Annotated in this window: 15 protein-coding genes; 11 read left to right on the forward strand and 4 right to left on the reverse strand. The window is 70.3% G+C overall.

Going from position 1 to position 21,502, the window contains the following annotated elements:
- Nucleotides 1-11 precede the first annotated feature (11 nt).
- Entirely contained in the window at nt 12-341 is a 330-nt protein-coding gene (locus AB0L59_RS02935) for a hypothetical protein (protein ID WP_365578520.1), read from the forward strand.
- 46 nt (nt 342-387) lie between these two features.
- On the opposite strand, the gene AB0L59_RS02940 is transcribed toward AB0L59_RS02935, so the two are convergent.
- Entirely contained in the window at nt 388-1,827 is a 1,440-nt protein-coding gene (locus AB0L59_RS02940) for an MFS transporter (protein ID WP_365578522.1), read from the reverse strand.
- A gap of 199 nt (nt 1,828-2,026) precedes the next feature.
- On the opposite strand from AB0L59_RS02940, the gene dusB reads away from it, so the two are divergent.
- A complete protein-coding gene (gene dusB, locus AB0L59_RS02945) occupies nt 2,027-3,157 on the forward strand; it encodes a tRNA dihydrouridine synthase DusB (RefSeq protein WP_365578524.1) in 1,131 nt (376 codons plus the stop codon).
- Between the two features lie 28 nt (nt 3,158-3,185).
- Here the strand turns inward: dusB and AB0L59_RS02950 are convergent, their stop codons facing one another.
- From AB0L59_RS02950 to AB0L59_RS02960, 3 genes are all read right to left on the reverse strand, one after another.
- Nucleotides 3,186-4,754 carry a CDP-alcohol phosphatidyltransferase gene (locus AB0L59_RS02950; protein WP_365579485.1) on the reverse strand — a complete coding sequence of 523 codons (1,569 nt, stop codon included), beginning with the start codon at nt 4,752-4,754 and terminating at the stop codon, nt 3,186-3,188.
- A gap of 439 nt (nt 4,755-5,193) precedes the next feature.
- Nucleotides 5,194-7,131: a glycogen debranching N-terminal domain-containing protein gene (locus AB0L59_RS02955; protein WP_365578526.1), complete on the reverse strand. Its 1,938-nt coding sequence runs from the start codon at nt 7,129-7,131 to the stop codon at nt 5,194-5,196.
- A complete protein-coding gene (locus tag AB0L59_RS02960) occupies nt 7,128-8,618 on the reverse strand; it encodes a hypothetical protein (RefSeq protein WP_365578528.1) in 1,491 nt (496 codons plus the stop codon). The genes AB0L59_RS02955 and AB0L59_RS02960 overlap by 4 nt, the downstream gene beginning before the upstream one ends.
- A gap of 131 nt (nt 8,619-8,749) precedes the next feature.
- Here AB0L59_RS02960 and AB0L59_RS02965 point away from each other — a divergent pair, with 131 nt between their 5' ends.
- From AB0L59_RS02965 to AB0L59_RS03005, 9 genes are all read left to right on the forward strand, one after another.
- Complete coding sequence (locus AB0L59_RS02965) at nt 8,750-9,970, forward strand: ROK family protein (protein ID WP_365578530.1); 1,221 nt, start codon at nt 8,750-8,752, stop codon at nt 9,968-9,970.
- Nucleotides 9,971-10,390: 420 nt separating this feature from the next.
- Nucleotides 10,391-13,111 carry a pyruvate, phosphate dikinase gene (gene ppdK, locus AB0L59_RS02970; RefSeq protein WP_365578532.1) on the forward strand — a complete coding sequence of 907 codons (2,721 nt, stop codon included), beginning with the start codon at nt 10,391-10,393 and terminating at the stop codon, nt 13,109-13,111.
- Nucleotides 13,112-13,789: 678 nt separating this feature from the next.
- Complete coding sequence (locus AB0L59_RS02975; protein WP_365578534.1) at nt 13,790-14,437, forward strand: hypothetical protein; 648 nt, start codon at nt 13,790-13,792, stop codon at nt 14,435-14,437.
- 197 nt (nt 14,438-14,634) lie between these two features.
- Nucleotides 14,635-15,048 (forward strand): hypothetical protein, encoded by a 414-nt coding sequence (locus AB0L59_RS02980; protein WP_365578536.1) that lies wholly within the window; start codon nt 14,635-14,637, stop codon nt 15,046-15,048.
- Between the two features lie 63 nt (nt 15,049-15,111).
- Entirely contained in the window at nt 15,112-15,798 is a 687-nt protein-coding gene (locus tag AB0L59_RS02985; protein ID WP_365579487.1) for an ABC transporter ATP-binding protein, read from the forward strand.
- A 260-nt stretch (nt 15,799-16,058) separates the two neighbouring features.
- Nucleotides 16,059-18,089: an FtsX-like permease family protein gene (locus AB0L59_RS02990; protein ID WP_365578538.1), complete on the forward strand. Its 2,031-nt coding sequence runs from the start codon at nt 16,059-16,061 to the stop codon at nt 18,087-18,089.
- 420 nt (nt 18,090-18,509) lie between these two features.
- Nucleotides 18,510-19,772 (forward strand): sugar ABC transporter substrate-binding protein, encoded by a 1,263-nt coding sequence (locus AB0L59_RS02995; protein WP_365578540.1) that lies wholly within the window; start codon nt 18,510-18,512, stop codon nt 19,770-19,772.
- Entirely contained in the window at nt 19,769-20,671 is a 903-nt protein-coding gene (locus tag AB0L59_RS03000) for a sugar ABC transporter permease (RefSeq protein ID WP_365578542.1), read from the forward strand. The genes AB0L59_RS02995 and AB0L59_RS03000 overlap by 4 nt, the downstream gene beginning before the upstream one ends.
- On the forward strand, nt 20,664-21,497 hold the full coding sequence (locus AB0L59_RS03005) for a carbohydrate ABC transporter permease (RefSeq protein WP_365578544.1): 834 nt from the start codon (nt 20,664-20,666) through the stop codon (nt 21,495-21,497). The genes AB0L59_RS03000 and AB0L59_RS03005 overlap by 8 nt, the downstream gene beginning before the upstream one ends.
- Nucleotides 21,498-21,502 lie beyond the last annotated feature (5 nt).

The following is a 21,502-nucleotide window of genomic DNA, read 5'->3' on the forward strand; positions in this document are numbered from 1 at the left end:
CAGGGGGACCGATGGCGCTGCCCCGCAAGGGAGCCCGCCGCATCGTGGTCGACGGCCTGACCCACCGCCGGCGTCTGCGTCACCGGCCGACCTACGCCCAGGCCCTGGGCTGGACCCCGGGCACCGCCGCGGTCGAACACGCCGACACCCCGGGCAGCACGCTCGTCGTCACCACGGCCCCGCCCCACCCGGGCAATCACCTCGGCCTGCCCGCCGCCCCGATCCGTCCCGCCGAGGTGGCCGGGGCCGTCCGGCGGGCCCTGCGGGAAGGCTGGATCCCGGTGAAACCCGGGTCCGCGTTCCGCCTCGACGCCCTGGACGATGTCCCTCCGACGGGCTGAGAGCAGGCACCCGTCACTCCGGTGGAGCGGGCTAGCCGTGGCTGACCTAGGCCCCCACCGTCTGCCGTACCTCCGGGGACTGCAGGGTCTCGGCCGTGCGTTGCGCCGTGGCGTGGGCCCAGCGGCCGCTGGTGAGGAGGCCGAGGGCGAGGACGGCCAGGCCGCAGGCGGTGAGGATCCACCAGCCGGGGCGGGCCGCGGAGACGAAGGTGTCGCGGTACGCCGACGAGGAGATCCCGGAGACCAGGACCGCGCCGACCACCGCGACGCCGAGCGTCTGGCCCAGCTGCCGGCTCGTTGAGGCGACGGCGGCGGCGACCCCGGCCTGGGCGCGCGGCATGCCGGAGACGGCCGTGTTGGTGATCGGCGCGTTCACGAAGCCGAAGCCGATGCCGAACAGGACGTACCCGATGAACAGGGTGGTGTTCGACGTCTCCGCCTCGAAGGCCGCGAAGAGGACACCGCTCGCGGTCATGGCCGTACCGGCGACCAGGAGGGGGACGCGGGGACCCCGGCTGCCCACCAGGCGGCCGGACAGCGGGGCGCACAGGAAGGTCGGCGCGGCCATCGGCAGCATCCAGAGGCCGGCGTGCAGGGCGTCGAGTCCGCGGACGTTCTGCAGGTACAGCGTGGACAGGAACAGGAAGCCGCCCAGCGCCGCGAACGCGCTGATCGCGATCACGGTGGCCCCGCTGAACGGAGCCGAGCGGAAGAAGCGCAGGTCGATGAGGGGTTCGGCGCGGCGGGGCTCGTACCAGAGCAGGGCCAGGAGGGCCGCGAGGGCGATCGCCGCGAACGGGAGCACCGAGGACGCGCCCGAGTCCGGGGCCTCGATGATCGCGTACGTCAGCGAGCCGAACAGGGCGATGACGAGGAGCTGGCCGACCGGGTCGGGCCGGCGGGCCTTGGGCGCGCGGGACTCGGGGACGAAGCGGAGGGTGAGCAGGAGGGCCGCGAGGCCGACCGGGAGGTTGATCCAGAAGATCGAGCGCCAGCTGACCGACTGGACCAGCAGGCCTCCGACCAGCGGACCCGCCGCCATGGATATGCCGACGACCGCGCCCCACACACCGATCGCGCGGGCCCGCTCGCGGGCGTCGGTGAAGGTGTTGGTGATGATCGACATGGCGACCGGGTTGAGCATGGAGCCGCCGATCGCCTGCACCATCCGGAACACCACCAGCAGGGACAGGTTCGGCGCGAGCGAGCAGAGCAGCGAGCCGATGGAGAAGACCACCAGGCCGGCCATGAAGACCCGCTTGCGGCCGATCCGGTCGGCCGTGGAGCCCGCGAGCATCAGCAGCGAGGCGAGCACCAGCGTGTAGGCATCGATCGTCCACTGCAGGCCGGAGGTGGTGGCGTGCAGATCGCGCTGCATGGACGGCAGCGCCACGTTCAGCACGGTGTTGTCCAGGCTCACGATCAGCAGGCTCATACAGCAGATCGCGAGCACGAGGAGACGGCGGCGGGGGCTCAACTCGGGCATGATTCCATCGTAAACCAATTTCAATAGTGCGTCTAACTAATGACTGTTACATGATCCTGGTGATCACGCAGCGTGCGCACCGGCTTCCCCCAGTACCCGCGCCGGCCCGGTCCAACCGCAGCACGCGGGCGGAGCCGGTCGAGCGGTGAGGGACAATGGTTCCTTGTCTCCTGCCGTACGTCCGTCCCGGAGCCGTCTGATGACCCACCCGCTCTCCATCGGCCCGCACGCCGTGGCGCCGCCCGTTGTGCTCGCACCCATGGCGGGCATCACCAACGCGCCGTTCCGCACCCTGTGCAGGGAGTTCAGCGGCGGCAAGGGCCTGTTCGTCAGCGAGATGATCACGACCCGGGCGCTGGTCGAGCGCAACGAGAAGACCATGCAGCTGATCAGGTTCGACGCGAGCGAGCAGCCCCGCTCGATCCAGCTGTACGGCGTCGACCCGGCGACCGTGGGCAAGGCCGTCCGCATGATCGCGGAGGAGGACCTGGCCGACCACATCGACCTGAACTTCGGCTGCCCGGTGCCGAAGGTCACGCGAAAGGGCGGCGGGTCGGCCCTGCCCTACAAGCGGAACCTGCTGCGCGCCATCGTGCGCGAGGCGGTCTCCGGCGCCGGTGACCTCCCCGTCACCATGAAGATGCGCAAGGGCATCGACGACGATCACATCACCTACCTCGACGCGGGCCGCATCGCCGTCGAGGAGGGCGTCACGGCGATCGCACTGCACGGCCGTACGGCCGCCCAGCACTACGGCGGCACCGCCGACTGGGACGCCATCGCCCGCCTGAAGGAGCACGTCCCGGAGATCCCGGTGCTCGGCAACGGCGACATCTGGTCGGCCGGGGACGCGCTGCGGATGGTGCGGGAGACAGGCTGCGACGGGGTCGTGGTCGGGCGCGGGTGCCTGGGGCGGCCGTGGCTGTTCGCGGACCTGGTCGCCGCCTTCGAGGGGCGGACGTCGTTCGCCCGGCCGACGCTGCGTGAGGTCGCCGACGTCATGGTCCGGCACGCGACCCTGCTCGGGGAGTGGATCGGGGACGAGTCCAAGGGCGTCGTCGACTTCCGCAAGCACGTCGCCTGGTACCTGAAGGGCTTCGCGGTGGGCTCCGAGATGCGCAAGCGGCTCGCGATCACGTCGTCCCTGCAGGAGCTGCGGGCCGGGCTGGACGAGCTGGACCTGGACCAGCCGTGGCCGGCCGGCGCGGACGGGCCTCGCGGCCGTACGTCCGGCAACAACCGGGTGGTGCTGCCGGACGGATGGCTGAAGGACCCCTACGACTGCGCGGGCGTGGGCGAGGACGCCGAACTGGACACGTCCGGCGGCTGACCGTCCCCGGGGCTCCCGCCCCGCTCCCTCAGTTCTTCTTGGGGTGCGGGGTCGAGCCGTACGCCGTCAGGAAGCGGTCCCGGAACGCGCTCATCTTCCACACCGGGGCGTTGTGCGCGGGACGCAGGCCGTCCGTCCAGCCCCAGGAGTCGATCTTGTCGAGGATCTCCGGGTCCTTGGCGACGATCGAGATCGGCACGTCACGGCTGGCGTGGTTCCCGCTGACCCGGGCGATCGGCTGGTGGTCGCCGAGGAACACCAGGACAGTGTCCTTGCTGCCGTAGCGCGTGAGCCACTCGGTCAGCGCGGTCACCGAGTACTGGATCGACTTGCCGTACTCCTGGCGGGACTTGGTGGTGTCGGCGATCACGTCGGCCGGCTTGTTGCCCGCCGCCTGGATGCCCTTGAAGATCGAGCCGTCGCCCAGCTGGTCCCAACCCACCATCTTCGGGATCGGCGCCCAGGGCTGATGGCTGGAGGTGAGGATCAGCAGCGACATCCGCGACCTGCCGTCGGCGGGCTTCTTGCTGTGCACCCGGTCCTGGTACTGCTGCAGCGCGTACTGGTCGGGCATGGTCGACCAGCTGAACTTCGGCCCCTTGTAGCCGAGTTGGAAGGCGTTGTAGACCTTGTCGAGGCCGTACCACTTCTGCTCCGGCCATCCCTTCTGCACGCCCGGCATGACACCGACCGTGTCGAAGGCCCCGGTCTTCTTGAACGCGTCCGTCAGGCTCATGTGGTCGCTGGCCATCACCGTGCGGTAGCGCTGCTGGTTGCTGATCCACAGCCCCGACATGGTGGTGGAGTGGCCGAGCCAGCTGCTGCCGCCGTAGGTCGCCGAGGTCAGCCAGCCGCTCTTGGCGTGGAAGCCGGCCTTGGCCAGGGCCTTGGTCCGGGCGTCCAGCGTGGTGTCCACACCGGGTGCCATGATCGGGTCCTCGATCGCGCTGCGGCCGTAGCTCTCGATGAACGTGAAGATCATGTCCTTGCCGCGCAGATCCGGGACGAGCTGGCTGCCCGGTGTGTTCCCGAAGGCGTCCACCTTGGCCACCTTCTGGAACGCCGCCTCGTCCCGCAAGGTGTTGCGTGCCTGCCGGACCTGCCACTTCAGCGCGGTCGCGGTGCGGTCGGCGGCGATCGGCACGCCGGACATCTGCAGGCCGAGCGAGGAGCAGGTGATCCAGACGACACCGGCGATCAGGGTGCCCCGGGTCGCGGTGCCCGGGTGCCGGGCGAGCAGATTGCCGAGCCGCACGGTCGACAGCGCCAGCAGCACGAACAGCAGCAGCACGAGGACGATCACGCCGGCCGTGGCGGCGAGCGTGGCCGTACGGCCGAGCGAGTCCTCCAGATACGACTCGGCGTCACCGAGCAGGCTCCAGTCGAGGACGGGGTTGAAGCCGCGGCCCAGATACTGGTTGAAGCCCATGTCGAGCGCGTTCAGCATGGTCAGCGCGGCCAGCGCCACCCCGGACACGGCGGCCAGCACCACCCGCGGCCGGCGCGGCAGGGCGAGCATCACGGCGGCCCCGATCACCCCTTCCGCCGGGATCCGCAGAAACGTCGAGGGCCCGAGCCGCACGACGGAGTTCGGCATCACGAGCGCGGCGACGACCAGGGCGGCGGCGAGCACGGTGACCGTGACGGACAGGGCCCGGGCGGCCGTGGGATACCGCTCCCGCCAGCGCCGCGTGCGGGCCCGCCAGGCGGCCCGCGGGCGGCGGAGCCAGGCGGTCCACGGGCGTCGGGCGGACCCCGGCACGGGGACGGGTGCGGGGGACGACTCCTCCGGCACAGCCCCCTCGGCTGCCTCTACGGCTGATTCGCGCGTGCTCATGTCCTGAGACAACCCGGCGTCCTTCCCTGCGAGACCGATCCGCCCTCCCGTACGACCACCTCAGGACGCTCGTTCACAGCGCGGGGCAAACACCTGGCAAACGCCGGCCGCACCCCCCGCAGGGGCGCGGGCCGTGAGCGACACGCGCTCCGCCGCGCGGGCCCGGCCGGCCGGCACGGACCCGCGGCCGACGACGGTGCTACACGCCCCCTACCGCTGTCAGCAGCGCAAGCGGTGCCGCGGCCGACCGCGACTCCCGTACGCAGGCATGCGGATACGGCACCGGCTCCGGATGCGTGTCCCGCCCGTACCCCGCGAGGACCTCCGGCAGCCGGTACCCCGCCACCACCGCCGCGTCGACCAGCGCGTGTGCCACCGCACGGGCCTCGTCGTGCAGTCCGTACCGCGCCAGACCCAACGTGATCAGCGCATTGTCATGGGGCCAGACGGAGCCGCGGTGATAGGACAGCGGGTGGTACGCCGCCTGCCCGGCGGCCAGCGTCCGGACACCCCAGCCGGAGAAGAAGTCCTCCTCCAGCAGCCGCCGGCCCACCACCTCGCCGTACTCCTTGTCCAGCAGCCCGGACCACAGCAGATGCCCCGCGTCGGACGCCAGCGCGTCGATCTGCCGGCCCGCGCCGTCCAGCGCGACCGCCGGGAAGGAGTGCTCCCGCATCCAGAAGTCCCGCTGGAAACGGTCCCGGAGATCGGCGGCGGCCTGCTCGAGCAGCGCCCCGTACGTCTCGTCGTCCCACACCGTGCGCGCCAGCCATGCCGTGCGGCGCAGCGCGTCGTACGCGTAGCCCTGCGCGCCCGCCGCCATCACCGCGCCGGTGGGCCGGGTGCCGTCGGCGCAGCACATGGCGCCGGGGGAGTCCTTCCAGTTCTGGTTGGCGAGGCCGCCCTCGTCGGCTCGGTAGACGAGATAGCCGCGCGAGGTCAGGCCGCCGTGGTCCAGCATCCAGCCGACGGCGGCACGCGCGTGCTCCGCCAGGCGCCGGGCCGGACCGGTGTCCCCGGTCTGCTCGACGTACGCGCCCAGCAGGACAAGGAACAGCGGGGTCGCGTCGACCGAGCCGTAGTACCGCCCGAACGGCACCTGCCCGAAGTGGGCCAGTTCGCCGTGCCGTACCTCGTGCACGATCTTGCCGGGCTGGGCGACCGGGAACGGTCCGGTTCCGGTCGCCTGGGTCGCGGCCAGCGCGGGGAGCGTGGCGGCGGCCAGTTCCGGGCGGTACGGCAGCGCGAACAGGGAGGTGAGCAGGGCGTCCCGGCCGAGCAGGGTGAGGAACCAGGGGGCGCCGCCGGCCGGGACACGCAGTTCCTCGCCGTCGGGGCCGCGCGCCGGCACCTGCAGCGCGGCCAGGTCGGCGAGGCCTCGTGCGCAGGCCGCCGCCAGTTCCGGCCAGCCGGTCGGGAAGGCCACGCCCTCCACGAACTGCTCTTCCTCGGCCAGGAGTTGCTCGTGCACGGAGGCCGGGTCACGGGGCACGCGCAGGGCGCGCTTCTCGCCGTGCGGGCGGGCGATCACGCGGAGCACCAGCTCGGTCGTGCCGTGCGGCGCCAGGTCGAGGGTCCACACCAGGCGGCGGGCGCCGGTGCCGGTCTCCTCCACGGCGTCGGGGGCGGGGTCGGCCGTGATGGTCGTACGGGACCGCCATTCGGCGCGCCGGTAGGTGAACTCGATGCCGTCGTCGAGGACTTCGCGCGAGCGTACGGCGCCGGGCTTGGCGTAGGTGCGGTGGTCGGAGCGGAGTTCGAACTGGTCGGTGAAGTCGGCGTCGGCGGTGAGGGCGAGCCGGACGGTGGTGGGCACCGGGCGGTTGCTGGTCACCCTGAGCGATTCGACGAACGAGCTGTCGCCGACGGCCTGCCGGCGGAAGAGGGTGTGCGCCGGGGGCTCCTGCCTCCCGCCGCGGGGGACCAGTACACAGCGGGCCGCGTCACCGTCGGTGACCGGGGTGAGCACCTCGGGCACGGCCCCGTCGACGGTGAGCTGCCAGCGGCTGAGGTGCCGGGCGTCCCGTACGAAGAACCCGTCCGGAGAGCCGCTGCCCCGGACCCCGCTGATGTCGCCCCGGTCGCCCACGGCGGCGAACGTCGCCCCGTGCACGAGCAGATGATGCCGGTCCGTCATGCCCGGTCGCCTCCTTCGTCATTCCTGTCGAACGTGCCGGTGGCCGCCTCGGTCACGCCCTCGCGGGCGCCCTTGAGAAGGTCTTTGTGCAGCTCGTGGTGCAGGTCGAGGGCGAGCGCGGCGGTCCAGCCGAAGCCGGTCGCGCCGCAGCCCTCGCCGGTGTGGGGGTCGACGTACTCCGCGAAACCGGTGGTCTCGGCGAGGTGCAGCACGGCCGCGCGCAGCGCGTCGGCCCGCTCCCGCTCGCCGTGCACGCGCAGGCCCCGCTCCAGCAGCCAGCTGGTGTTGAACCAGGCCGGACCGCGCCAGTACCGGTGCGGGTCGAAAGCCTCGCCGAGGAGGTCGTAGCTGGGGACGAGCCGGGTACGGTCGCCGAGCGAGAAGTGGGGGCCCCGCAGGGTGCGGACCAGCTCGGCGGCGATGCCGTGGGGCAGGCCGGGCAGCAGCAGGGGGATCAGCCCGGACACGCCCCGCTCGCGGATCAGCCCGCCGCCCCTGAGGTCCCGGCACAGGAACATGCCGGCCGCCGGGTCCCACAGCCGCTCCGCCAGCGCCGCCGTCAGCCGCTCGGCGCGCTCGTGCCGCGCGGTGCCGGAGGCGCCCAGCTCCTCGGCGATCCGGGCCAGCGCGTGCTCGGAGGCGATGAGCAGGGCGTTGAAGGAAGGGTCCTCGACGGCGAACTCCCCGCCCCCGGCCCCTCCTTTCCCGCCCGTACCGCCCCGGTGTCCGCCGTCGCGGTATCCGCTGTCCCGGTAGTCGGCGGCCAGCCGCACGTACCGCCCGTAGTCCAGATCCGTCGGCCGGTCCTCGGCCGCGCCGTGGGCGAGGTCGGCGCGGCGGAAGGAGCGGGCGGGGGCCGGGGCGATCCGGGCGAGCGGGGCGTCCCAGCAGGGGCTGTTGTCCATGCCCTGCTCCCACGGATGGACCACGGACGCCAGCCCCGCGCCGCCCAGGTCCCGGCGGTGCAGCAGATAGCGGTGCCAGGCGGCCAGGCGCGGGTACATCCGGGCCAGGAAGCCGCGCGCCCGGGACAGGCCGGGGTCGGCGCGGTGCACCAGCCAGGCCGCGAGCGCGTGCGCCGGTGGCTGCACGATCCCCGAGGTCTGTACGGTGCGCGGGGCGCCCGCGGCACGCCCCGCGCTGCTGGAGCGCCAGAAGTCGGGGCTCGGGAAGTAGGCGTCGAGCGGTACGGAGGGGTTGAAGACGATGTGGGGGACGCGCCCGTCGGCCCACTGGGCCGCCAGCAGCGTCTCCAGCTCGGTCTGGGCCCGCAGCGGCGAGACGTGCCTCAGGCCGATCGCGATGAACGCCGAGTCCCAGGACCACTGGTGCGGATACAGGCTCCGGGAGGGGACCGTCGAGCCGCCCGTCCAGTTCGCGTCGAGCACCTGGGCCGCTCTGATGTGCAAGGACATACCGGAGGCCGGGGGATCGTATGCGGTCTCGCACGCTGCGGGACGGACGGTGAGCTGCGTGCTGCGGTCCACTCGGGGCTCCCCGAAGACGATGGCACCCGGCCGGGCCGGCCGGGTTTGGTGGTAACCGTCGTAGAGTTACGTCTATTTAACACGCAAAACTCACTATGTAATGCAGGCTTGGGAAGCACAAGGGGGTGCGCATGACCGGACGTCAGGGAAGGGCTGTCAGAGCCGGCGGTCAGGCCGGCGCCGGAGAACTGCTCGAACTGGTGCGCAGCGGACGGGCCGTGACACGCGGTGCGCTCCAGCAGGCGACCGGGCTGTCCCGGGCGACCGTCGGCCAGCGCCTGGACCGGCTGTTCCGGGCGGGCTGGCTGCGCGAGGGTGCCGGCGGCCCGGTCGACTCGCCCCTCGGCGGCCGCCCCTCCATCACCCTGGAGTTCGAGGACTCCCACGCGGTCGTCCTCGCCGCCGACCTGGACACCCGGCACGCCCGCGCGGCCGTACTCTCCCTGACCGGCGAGATCCTCGCCGAGCACTCGGGCACCCTGGTCGTCGAGGACGGACCGGAGGCCGTGCTCGGCGAACTCGGCGACTGGTTCGCCCGGCTGCTGGAGAAGACCGGGCGCCCGGCGGCGGACGTCGGCGGCATCGGGCTCGCCGTGCCCGGCCCGGTGGACACGGGAACCGGCCGGGTGGTGCAGCCGCCGATGATGCCCGGCTGGGACGGCTACGACATAACGGGCCGCCTCTCCCGCGCCTTCACCGAACGCGCCGGCGCCCCGGCCGTGCCTGTCCTGGTGGACAACGACGCGAACCTCATGGCCTACGGCGAACAGCGCGCCGGACACCCCGACTGCGCGGCCTTCGTGCTGGTCAAGGTGTCCACGGGAATCGGCGCCGGGGTGGTCGTGGACGGCGCCGTCTACCGGGGGATCGACGGCGGCGCGGGCGACATCGGCCACATCCGGGTCGGCGCGGACGCGCTGTGCCGGTGCGGCTCGTACGGCTGTCTCGCCGCCGTCGCGAGCGGGGGCGCCGTGGCCCGGCGGCTGGCGGAGAGCGGGGTGCCGGCCGCCTCCGGCTCGGACGTGCGGGACCTGCTGGCCGCCGGGCATCCGCAGGCGGCGGCGCTGGCCCGGGAGGCGGGCCGCCGGGTCGGGGACGTACTGGCCACGGTGGTCACCCTCCTCAACCCCGGCGTGCTGATGATCGCGGGCGACCTCGCCGGGACGCCCTTCCTCACCGGTGTGCGTGAACTGCTGTACCAGCGGGCGCTGCCGCGCTCCACGGCCCACCTCGACGTCGTGACCTCCCGCCTGGGGGAGCGGGCCGCGCTCATCGGAGCGGGGGCGCTGGTGGTGGAACACCTCTACGCGCCGGAGCGGGTGGAGGAGCGGCTGCGGGTGCTGGGTGTCTGAGGGACCGGTGTGACGTGGGTGTTTCCAGATCGGAAAGCGGTCCGCATGGTGAAATCCGGCGAGCTGTGGGAGCGTGATTCTCGCCACCCTTGATAAGGGTTGCGCTCAGATGAGCGGATCATGGGCGACTGCACTTCTCCAAGGGGTGGCACTGGGTGCCACCCCTTGATCGTTCATCGATCGAACTCAGACGTGCGATACACCTGCTCATCTGAGCGGAAAACCCGACTCCAGGGAGGTATTGCGTTCAAGAAATGAAGGCATCCCGGCGTGCTGGCTTGCCAAGCCTTGACTTTCGATCCAGTGGCGGACGGCTGGTTACGGGCGCATGACGCACGAGTGGACGTACCCATGCGCCTTCGATCTGGGTATGTTCCTCGCCGTCAGGGCAGCCACCGTGGCCTCAAGGAGTCGAGACCCGTGTCGGAAAACAAAGAACCCCACGTAGCGAAGTTCGTTTACGACTTCACCGAGGGCAACAAGGACCTCAAGGACCTCCTCGGTGGCAAGGGCGCCAACCTCGCCGAGATGACCAACCTCGGTCTGCCGGTCCCTCCCGGCTTCACGATCACCACCGAGGCCTGCAAGGTCTACCTGGAGAGTGGTGAGGAGCCCGCGGCACTGCGTGACGAGGTGAGTGCGCACCTCGACGCCCTCGAGACCCGCATGGGCAAGAAGCTCGGCCAGGCCGACAACCCTCTCCTGGTCTCCGTCCGCTCGGGCGCCAAGTTCTCCATGCCCGGCATGATGGACACGGTCCTGAACATCGGCCTCTCCGACAAGTCGGTGCAGGGCCTGGCCAAGCAGGCCGGCGACGACCGGTTCGCCTGGGACTCCTACCGCCGTCTGATCCAGATGTTCGGCAAGACCGTCCTCGGCGTCGACGGCGACCTCTTCGAGGAGGCCCTCGAGACGGCCAAGGAGGCCAAGAAGGTCACGGTCGACACCGACCTGGAGGCCGCCGACCTGAAGAAGCTGGTCACCACCTTCAAGAAGATCGTCAAGAAGGAGGCCGGCCGGGACTTCCCGCAGGACCCGCGCGAGCAGATGGACCTCGCCATCAAGGCGGTCTTCGACTCGTGGAACGGCGACCGCGCGAAGCTGTACCGCCGTCAGGAGCGCATCCCGCACGACCTCGGTACGGCCGTCAACGTCTGCTCGATGGTCTTCGGCAACCTGGGCCCCGACTCCGGCACGGGCGTCGCCTTCACCCGTGACCCCGCCTCCGGCCACCAGGGCGTCTACGGCGACTACCTGCAGAACGCCCAGGGCGAGGACGTGGTCGCGGGCATCCGCAACACCGTCCCCCTGGCGGAGCTGGAGTCGATCGACAAGAAGTCGTACGACCAGCTGATGCAGATCATGGAGACCCTGGAGAACCACTACAAGGACCTCTGCGACATCGAGTTCACGATCGAGCGCGGTCAGCTGTGGATGCTCCAGACCCGCGTCGGCAAGCGCACGGCGGGCGCGGCCTTCCGCATCGCGACCCAGCTGGTGGACCAGGGCCTGATCGACGAGACGGAGGCCCTCCAGCGGGTCACCGGCGCCCAGCTGGCCCAGCTGATGTTCCCGCGCTTCGACGAGCACGCGAAGGTCGACCAGGTGGCGCGCGGCATCGCGGCGTCGCCGGGCGCGGCGGTCGGCAAGGCGGTCTTCGACTCCTACACGGCCGTCAAGTGGTCCCGCTCGGGCGAGAAGGTCATCCTGGTCCGCCGTGAGACGAACCCCGACGACCTGGACGGCATGATCGCGGCGGAGGGCATCCTCACGTCGCGCGGCGGCAAGACCTCCCACGCGGCGGTGGTCGCGCGCGGCATGGGCAAGACCTGTGTCTGCGGCGCGGAGGAGCTGGAGGTCGACACCAAGCGCCGCCGCATGACGGTCCCCGGCGGTCACGTCGTCGAGGAAGGCGACCTGATCTCCATCGACGGCTCGTCCGGCAAGGTCTACCTGGGCGAAGTCCCCGTGGTCCCCTCCCCGGTCGTGGAGTACTTCGAGGGCCGGATGCACCCCGGCGCCGACGACGCGGACGAGCTGGTCGAGGCGGTCCACCGCATGATGGCCTTCGCCGACCGCAAGCGCCGCCTGCGCGTGCGGGCCAACGCCGACAACGCCGAGGACGCGTTGCGGGCCCGCCGCTTCGGCGCCCAGGGCATCGGGCTGTGCCGCACGGAGCACATGTTCCTCGGCGACCGCCGTGAGCTGGTCGAGCGCCTGATCCTGGCGGACACGCAGAGCGAGCGCGAGGAGTCCCTGAAGGCCCTTCTGCCCCTCCAGAAGAAGGACTTCGTGGAGCTCTTCGAGGCGATGGACGGCCTCCCGGTGACGATTCGTCTCCTGGACCCCCCGCTGCACGAGTTCCTGCCTGACATCACGGAGCTCTCGGTCCGCGTGGCCCTGGCCGAGTCCCGCCAGGAGCCGCACGAGAACGACCTCCGCCTGCTCCAGGCGGTACACCGCCTGCACGAGCAGAACCCGATGCTGGGCCTGCGCGGCGTGCGGCTCGGCCTGGTCATCCCCGGCCTGTTCACCATGCAGGTTCGGGCGATCGCCGAGGCGGCGGCGGAACGCAAGGCCGCGAAGGGCGACCCGCGTGCGGAGATCATGATCCCGCTCGTCGGTACGGTCCAGGAGCTGGAGATTGTCCGCGAGGAGGCCGACAAGGTCGTCGCGGAGGTCGAGGCGGCGACGGGTACGCAGCTCAAGCTCGCCATCGGCACGATGATCGAACTGCCGCGCGCCGCGCTGACCGCCGGCCAGATCGCCGAGGCGGCGCAGTTCTTCTCCTTCGGCACGAACGACCTGACGCAGACGGTGTGGGGTTTCAGCCGCGACGACGTCGAGGCCTCCTTCTTCACGGCGTACCTGGAGAAGGGCATCTTCGGCGTGTCCCCCTTCGAGACGATCGACAAGGACGGCGTCGGCTCCCTGGTGAAGGCCGCCGCCGAGGCCGGCCGCCGCACCCGCCCCGACCTCAAGCTCGGCGTCTGCGGCGAGCACGGTGGTGACCCCGAGTCCGTCCACTTCTTCCACGAGGTCGGCCTGGACTACGTCTCCTGCTCCCCCTTCCGCATCCCGGTCGCCCGCCTGGAGGCGGGCCGCGCGGCGACGCAGTCGGCGGGCAGCGACCACCGCTAGGCCCTGGCGGGCCACTTGACCCCGGAGCCGCCGCTGGTCCCCGACCCTCACCGATCGGCGGCGGCTCCGGCGCACGAAAGAGGAGAGGCGGCACCCTGTGCGGGGGTGCCGCCTCTCCGGGCATCTCTCTGCGGAGACTGTCAACTTAAGTCGCTGACAAGGCAAAATGGCGTTTGCTGGCGTTGGCTGTCGATGAACCCGCGCGAGGGTGTGGTGCCCTCGTTGCCCTCGGGCACGGCTGGAAGGACGATGGATGCCCTAGCTGGGTTTGCCCCTACAGCGCGCCCGCCGCCGATGGGATGGCCCCCGCCAGCTGGTACAGCACCCCGCCGGTGGGCGACCCGTCCGGGTTGGTGCCTTGGGCCGGTGGCGGGAACTGAAGGAGTCCCCCAACATTCAGACCCACTGGCTGAGGGCCGGCGAGAGGCGCGGCCGCCGAGGCAGTGGAGGCGGTCACGCCGAGCCCGCCGACAGCGAGAAGCGCGACAGCCGCAATCCGCGAGATTTCGATCATTTGCGTCACTCGATCCTTTGCTGAGGTTTCTGGCACGCCATGCCCGACGGGAGGCGTTGCCCGCTCGCTATGTCAACGCGTCAGCCGTCCCCAGGTGACACCTGACGGACCTCAACCGGGACGGCTACCAGGACCTGATCTACCGGGTCAGCTCCACCGGTGACGTGTACTGGGAGCACTTCGTACTCAACAGCGCCCGTACGGACGGCTCCTGGACCGAAACGAAGATCTTCACCGGCGGGAAGACCCGCACCCGGATCATCGCGCCGGGTGACGTCACCGGCGATAACCTGCCCGACATCCTCTCGGTGGACTCCGGCGGGACACTGTGGATCTACCCGGGCAAGGGCAACGGCACCTTCGGCTCCCGCTTCTCGGTCCGCACCGGCTGGAACCAGTACAACTCCGTGCGCGGCCAGGGCGATCTCACCGGGACGGCAGGGCCGACCTGCTCGCCCGCCACAGTCCAGCACCGGCGACCTGTACCTGTACCTGTACCTGTACAAGGACACCGGCAAGTCCGGCTCCGAGGCCTTCTCCTCGCGGATCAAGGTGCGCAGCGCCTGGACCGGCTACGACGCCTTCGACGCGGTCGGCGAAATGAGCGGCGACGGGAAGGCCGACTTCCCGGCCCGCACCTCCGGCGGCACCCGGCCGACCACAGGCACGAGTTCCGGTCCGTTGACGTTCTGCACAGAGGCGGCACCCGCACAAGGTGTAAGGCCAACAGCCTGAGCTGGGAACTCGCCATCTGCCGCCCCTCACAGGGCAGCCTGGGCCGCGCTTCGGCCTTCAGGGGCTCGCGCTCGTGATCGACTTCATGCGGCAGGTACAGCCGCTCAGTTGGACATGGCAAGGAGGACCGGCGGCTTTCGGCCGGTGTCTGGTTGTCGATCACCTGATGTGGTGGTGATGGGTAGGGCAGATCGTTTCTTTGCGCTTTCATAGAGTTACATTCCGTGATCACGCGGTGGCTGTCGGAGCTGCCGGTGATGACGGAGGCATCAAGATGAAGAAGGCGTTGGCGGGCTTGGCAGCGGCCGGTTTGATCCTCACGGCTGGGGGGACGGCGGCCGCGGCTTGGTCCGCATCGATTCCTGCACTGACATCAGGCGGCGTCGAGTTCGCGGAGGGCCAGTACAAGTTCAACCCCGCGGGAGTGAACCACGGTGCCTTCGAGTGGGCCGGCAGGCTCCGCGACGCGAATGGCGGTGACGGCCACAACGTCTACATGCAGGTCCGCGTCGAGGGGCACGACTGGGTCCGGTACAACGGCAAGCAGAAGCGGTCGGTGTGGATGCACCACTCCAACTGGGACGGGGCTCAGCGCTACACCATCAACGCGTACATGCGCGCGTGTCGGGACCGGGGAAGCCTGCGTCCGGACAACTGCTCTCCCGGGCAGCACTTCGCCAACCACTAGGACGTACCGACAGCCAGAGCCCGGATCCCCGCATCCGGGCTCGCACTCTCCCTAGGGGAAGCCATCAATACGCCAGAAGTCCTGTCCGCCGCGGGCGTCGACCTCTTCTACGGCGACACCCCCGCGGTCCGGAACGCGGAAATCTCCCTGCGTCGCGGCGAGGTCGCGGCGATCACCGGGCAGAGCGGCTCGGGCAAGTCGTCGCTGCTGTACTGCCTGGCCGGAGTCCTTCCTGTCGCCCGTGGCGAGGTCCGATTCGAGGGGCGCGTCCTCGCCGAGCTGTCGGACGAGCAACTTAGCGCCCTCCGTCGCGAGCGGTTCGGGTTCGTCTTCCAGTACGGCGAACTGCTCCCGGAGCTGACCATCGAGGAGAACACAGCCCTACCTCTTCGCCTCGCCGGACAACGCAAGGCTCCCGCGCTCGCCGCCGCGGGCGAGGTACTCGACCGGCTCGGCCTCGCGGACCTGCGCCGCCGCCGGCCCTCACAGGTGTCCGGAGGTCAGAACCAGCGCGTGGCCGTGGCTCGCGCGCTGGTCCACCAGCCGGCCGTCGTGTTTGCCGACGAGCCCACCGGCTCCCTCGACAGTGCCAACGCCACTGCCGTACTGGATGAGTTCCTGGAGCTCGCGCGGTCCCAGAGGACGGCCGTGGTGCTTGTCACGCATGACCAGCAGGTGGCAGCACGAGCGGACACCCACTACACGATGTCCGACGGGGCGCTCGCAGCCCACACCCGGGAGGCGACGTGAGAGAACTGCTTTTGGGGCTGCGCCTGCTCCTGGGCAGCGGGCGGGGGAACCGGGTGAGGTTCCTCCTCATGAGCCTGGGCAGTGCGATCGGTGTGAGCTGCCTGGCCGCAGTCCTGACCATCCCGGGGATCCTGGCAGCCCAGGACGCCCGCATGGCGGCACGCGAGCCGACCTGCGCCAGGGACTCACAGGGGCACTGCATCGGCACCAGGGGGGCTCCGCGGCGACTGATCAGGACGGACCCGCTCGGATCCCGTCCCATGACCCGTGTCTTCATCGGGGTCGGTACCAAACACATCGAACCGCCACCGGGCCTGGCAGCACTTCCGCGCCAGGGCGAGCTCGTCCTGTCTCCCCGGTTGCATGAGGCGCTTCATCAGGAGCCAGGGCTCGCCCGGCTCCTGCCAGGGCGGGAGCGGGGACTCATCGGCGCCCAGGGCCTCGCGCACCCCGACGAGTTGTACGCGTACATCGGCGTCTCCCCGGACAAACTCAGGCACGCCGACGTTGTCACGCTCTTCGGTGAGCCCTACCCGCCGACCCCCACAGTGGAGAACTCGACCCTCGACATCGTGCGGTTCACCCTCGCGGGTGTCGTACTGCTGCCACTGGCGGTCTTCCTCTCGGTGTGTGCCAGGCTCTCCGCGGCCGTCCGTGTACGGCGGCTGGCCGCACTACGACTTCTCGGCATGAGCACGAAGGCTGTTCAGCGGGTCAATGCGGCCGAGACGGTAGCTGCCGTACTGCTCGGCGCCGTGCTCGGCCTCGGAATCTACGGGTTGGTCAATCAAATGATCAGCCGTGCGGGGCTTCCCGGCTTCAAGTGGTATCCGGGCGACGGCGCCCTCAGCCTGTCGACGATCCTCGTCTGTCTGCTGGGCTGTCCCGCCCTCGCATGGTTCGTGGGTCGGGCGAGTGCCCGGACGGCGGCGGCGGATCCGCTTGCCGTACGGCGCAGTGCCGTGCAGAAAACACCGGCCAAGTGGGGGCTGCTTCCGCTCGTTCCCGGGCTGGGTATCGTCACCGGGTACTGCGTGGCGGGCGCCACGGGCCATGCGCCGCGGGACACTCGACTTTCCGCCGTCCTCATGCCCCTGGCCGTCGTACTGGTCGGTGCAGGTCTCGTATGGACACTCCCACTCCTCTCACAAGTCCTTGCCCGCAGGGTGGCCCGGTCCAGCAGCTCGCTGCCCTTGTGCCTGGCCATGCGCCGCAACCAGGCGGAAACGGGCGGTGCCCTCCGCGTGGCGACCGGCCTGGTCCTGGTGGTGTACGCGACCTCGCTCGTCCAAGGCGTGCTCATCGAACTCGACCAGATTTCCAAGCACAACTCACCGGCGCAGGTCTACAGCGTGGGGCTCGACGGTGTGACGGCCGAGCAACAGCACGCTTTGGAGAGCATCAGAGGCGTTCGAGGGCATGCCCTTCGAATCCACTCATGGTCGGATCTGCGCGTCGACGCGTACCAACCCGTTATCGACGCGGTGATCACCACGTGCAGCCAGCTGCGTGAGTCGGTGCCGAAGGTCGACGGCTGCGTAGACGGCCGTCCCGTCCGGCTGCTGGACGTGGTCAACGGATATCCTCACGACGACGTCAAGCCGGGAGCGACCTTCCGGTTCCATTTCTGGAAGGACGGACAGCGCCGCGTCCAGCGACTGAAAGTGCCGCAAGGCATCCTTCGGTACCGCGACTGGGACGACATCCAGGCGATGGACGCTGATGTCCTCCTGCCGCCCTCCTTCCTCCCCGCCGGATACCGTCCCGACAGTGGCACTCTGGTCCTGGTCAGTGACTCCGACCCCGCAACCGTGCGAGCCGTGTTGGACGGGATCGGCGGCGTCGATCCCACGATCGCAGTGGACCCCTACGGGATCAACGTAACCGCCCTGCAGCAGATCGCTGTCGTCAAGACGCTGCTGGCCATCGGTATGGTCCTCGGCCTGGTCATCGGCGTGGCCGCCTACCTGGTCGCAGCCACGGACCGGGCTATGGAACGCAAGCCGCAGGTCACGGCACTGGCCTTGCTGGGTGCGCGTTCCCGCACCCAGCGGGCCGCGCAAGTTGCTCAGGTTGTGATGCCGTTGACCCTGGGGCTGGTGTTGGCCGTCGTCACCGGGAAGGCCGCCGAGTCGAGTTACCTCGTCACCGGCGGCGGTGCGATCTTCTGGGACGGGCACGGCGTGCCGCTGCTGCTCGCCTGCGCGCTCTGGGCCGTTGTCGTCGCCGCTCTCGGCTCGTTGCCGCTGGTAGGGCGGCGGGTCGACCCGGAGTTGATCCGGCGGGACTGAGGGAGCGCAGGAGTCGTCGGAGTGGTGCCCGGCGTGGGGGGCCTGGGCAGGGCATCCTCCGCGGCCGGCCCGCACTCCGTCAGACCGTCCACGATCTGCCCGACCAACCCCAGCGCGGACGTGGACATGAGGTCGTCAGCGGTGAGGAGGTCCACCGAGATGGGGCGGCTGACTGCCGGCACTGCCGTGGTCGTGCCGCGCGGCCACCTGCACCGCCTCGAACTGGACGCTCCGAGCGGCCTGTGTCGATCACGCGCCGGCATGGCTCTGACTGGGGAAGCGCACCGAAGCCAGCTGAGCCCAGAGGCCGGTCGCGACGCCCTCGCCCCTGACACACGGCCGCAACCCCTCTTTCGTAATCGTCGCGCATGGTTGATCGTTGGGCCGTGCATCGATGACGAACGTCAGGGGGCACAGACGATGAGGATGAGCCGCAGGGCGCTGCTGGCCGTGGGAGCCGGTGCGGGTGCCGGGCTGCTCGCTGGGTGTGGGGCCAACACCGGGCGAGGCGGCGGGAGTTCCGGGGTCGAACTGGCGCAGTGGTATCACCAGTACGGTGAGGCCGGCACCGAGCAGGCCGTCGAGCGGTACGCCGCCGCCTACAAGAAGGCGCACGTCAGGGTGCAGTGGCGGCCGGGGAACTACGACCAGCAGACCGCCGCCGCCCTGCTGACCGACTCGGGGCCGGACGTCTTCGAGGTCAACGGGCCTACGCTCGACCAGATCCAGGGCGGTCAGGTCGTCGACCTCACCGATCTGCTGGAAGGCGTCAGGGACGACTTCAATCCGGCCGTCCTCACGCCCAAGACGTACGACGGACGGATCTGGGGCGTCCCGCAGGTCGTCGACATGCAGATGCTCTACTACCGAAAGAGCCTGCTGAAGGACGCCGGGGTCGAGCCGCCCACCACGCTCGACGCCCTCGTGGACGCGGCCCGCAAGCTCACCACCAGCAAGGTCAAGGGGCTGTTCCTGGGCAACGACGGGGGCGCCGGTGTGCTCGGCGGTACGCCCCTGTATGCCGCCGGGTTCTCCCTCGTCACCGAGGACGGCAAGGTCGGGTTCGACGATCCCGCCGCCGCCCGCGCCCTCGGCAAGCTGCACCAGCTGTACGCCGACAAGTCCCTCCTGCTCGGTGCGCCCACCGACTGGTCCGATCCGTCCGCCTTCGTCCAGGGGCTGACCGCGATGCAGTGGTCCGGGCTGTGGGCGCTGCCGCAGGTGCAGAAGGGACTCGGCGACGACTTCGGGGTGCTGCCGTTCCCCGGGGACGGCAGTGGGGGCAGGCCCTCCGTTCCCGTCGGGGCCTACGGTGCCGCCGTCAGCGCGCGCAGCAGGCACAGGGAGGCCGCCAAGGAGTTCGTGCGGTGGCTGTGGGTCCAACGGACCGCCTACCAGGAGGACTTCGCGTTGTCCTACGGCTTCCACATCCCGGCCCGGATCTCCCTCGCCAAGAAGGCGGCCAAGCTGCGGTCGGGCGCGGCCGCCGACGCCGTGCGCTTCACCACCGAGCACGGCTACGCCCAGCCCCTGCTGTGGACACCGGCGAGCCAGACCGCCTACCAGGACGCGCTCAGCCGGATCATCAGGAGCGGAGCCGGTCCGGAGAGCGAACTGCGGGCCGTCGTACGGAAGGTGGCCGGCGAGCTCGACCGTGTGAAGAAGGCGCAGAAGACGTCGTGAGGCGCCGCAGGACCCTCTGGTTCTGGGTGTTCGTCGGGCCGTTCGCGCTCGGGCTCGCGCTGTTCACCTATGTTCCGCTGGTGTGGAGCGTGGGTCTCAGTTTCTTCGACGCCCACAACACCGTCACGCCCACGCACTTCGTCGGGCTGGACAACTACACGGAGATGCTGCGGGACGACGCGTTCGTCGGCAGCCTGGAGACCTTCCTCGTCTTCACCGCCTTCATCGTGCCGGCGACGTACGTGTTCTCCCTCGCCCTCGCCCTGATGGTGAACCGCCTGGAACGCGCTCGGGCGTTCTTCCGGTCGGTCTTCTTCCTTCCTGCCGCGTGCAGTTACGTCGTCGCCGCCCTGGTGTGGAAGATGTCGGTCTTCAGCGGGGTGCGGTTCGGGCTGGCCAACACCGTGCTGGGGTGGTTCGGCGGTGATCCCGTCGCCTGGCTGTCGACCACCGATCCGCCGTGGTACTGGCTGGTCATCGTGACCGTAAGGCTGTGGCTGCAGGCCGGTTTCTACATGATCCTCTTCCTTGCCGGGCTGCAGCGGATCGACCCGGTGCTCTACGAGGCGGCGGCCGTGGACGGGGCCCGGCCCGGCTGGACGGTGCTGCGGCACATCACTCTGCCCCAGCTGCGAGCCACCTCCGTCGCGGTGGTGCTGCTGCTCGTCATCAACGCCTTCCAGGCCTTCGACGAGTTCTACAACCTGCTGTCCGACGCCCGGGGGTATCCGCCGTACGCACGGCCGCCGCTGGTCTACCTGTACTACGTGGCCCTCGGGCAGGGGCAGAACCTGGGACTCGGCAGCGCGGGTGCGGTGATCCTCGCGCTGGTCATCGCGGTCGTCACGGTGGGGCAGGCGCGGTGGCTGCGGCTGGGAAGGACGGACGCCGATGGATGACGCCCTGGTACGGGCCGGACGGGCGCTCAGGCTGGTGCTGCTCGTCGTGCTCGCGCTGATCTTCCTGATCCCGTTCTATCTGCTCGTGCGCAACGGGCTGTCCAGCGAGCAGGACATCACCTCACCCGAATGGACCTTCTTTCCACAAGAGGTGAGGTGGGGGAACGTCCGGGAGCTGTTCGACGATCCGTCCGTTCCGTTCGCGCGCTCGCTGCTCAACTCGGCGCTGATCGCCGTCGCCACCACGCTGGGCACCCTGGTCCTCGCGTCCCTCGCCGGCTACGGCCTCGCCCGCATCCCCTACCGGCACGCGAGCAAGGTCTTCTACGGCATCCTCGGCACCCTGCTGGTCCCGGCCGCCGTCACCTTCGTACCGAGCTTCGTGCTGGTGTCGACGCTGGGCTGGATCTCCACCCTGCGCGGGCTGATCATCCCGACGCTGTTCTCCGCGTTCGCCTGTTTCGTCTTCCGCCAGTACTTCCTCGGGTTCCCGCGGGAACTCGAGGACGCGGCGCAGGTCGACGGGCTCGGGTACTGGCGCACGTACTGGCTGGTGGTCGTGCCGAACGCGCGGCCGGTGTTCGCGGCGGTCGGCACGATCGTCTTCCTCGGCGCGTGGAACTCCTTCCTGTGGCCACTGGTGATCGGGCAGGACCAGAGCGCCTGGACCGTCCAGGTGGCGCTGTCGTCGTTCACCACGTCCCAGGTGATCCGGCTGCACGAGTTGTTCGTCGCGGCCGTCGTGTCGATCCTTCCGCTGCTGCTGGTGTTCCTGTGCTTCCAGCGGTGGATCGTGGCCGGCGTGGAGCGGTCCGGGATCGACTGAGCCGA

Source organism: Streptomyces sp. NPDC052109 (genome assembly GCF_040680195.1).
Lineage (GTDB): Bacteria > Actinomycetota > Actinomycetes > Streptomycetales > Streptomycetaceae > Streptomyces.

Coding starts and splice junctions, on each gene's coding strand:
- AB0L59_RS02940 (WP_365578522.1), bottom strand. CDS start 1,827: ATGCCCGAGTTGAGCCCCCGCCGCCGTCTCCTCGTGCTCGCGATCTGC.
- AB0L59_RS02995 (WP_365578540.1), top strand. CDS start 18,510: ATGAGGATGAGCCGCAGGGCGCTGCTGGCCGTGGGAGCCGGTGCGGGT.
- AB0L59_RS03005 (WP_365578544.1), top strand. CDS start 20,664: ATGGATGACGCCCTGGTACGGGCCGGACGGGCGCTCAGGCTGGTGCTG.
- AB0L59_RS02990 (WP_365578538.1), top strand. CDS start 16,059: ATGACCCGTGTCTTCATCGGGGTCGGTACCAAACACATCGAACCGCCA.
- AB0L59_RS02950 (WP_365579485.1), bottom strand. CDS start 4,754: ATGCCGAACTCCGTCGTGCGGCTCGGGCCCTCGACGTTTCTGCGGATC.
- AB0L59_RS02965 (WP_365578530.1), top strand. CDS start 8,750: ATGACCGGACGTCAGGGAAGGGCTGTCAGAGCCGGCGGTCAGGCCGGC.
- AB0L59_RS02955 (WP_365578526.1), bottom strand. CDS start 7,131: ATGACGGACCGGCATCATCTGCTCGTGCACGGGGCGACGTTCGCCGCC.
- dusB (WP_365578524.1), top strand. CDS start 2,027: ATGACCCACCCGCTCTCCATCGGCCCGCACGCCGTGGCGCCGCCCGTT.
- AB0L59_RS02980 (WP_365578536.1), top strand. CDS start 14,635: ATGAAGAAGGCGTTGGCGGGCTTGGCAGCGGCCGGTTTGATCCTCACG.
- AB0L59_RS02935 (WP_365578520.1), top strand. CDS start 12: ATGGCGCTGCCCCGCAAGGGAGCCCGCCGCATCGTGGTCGACGGCCTG.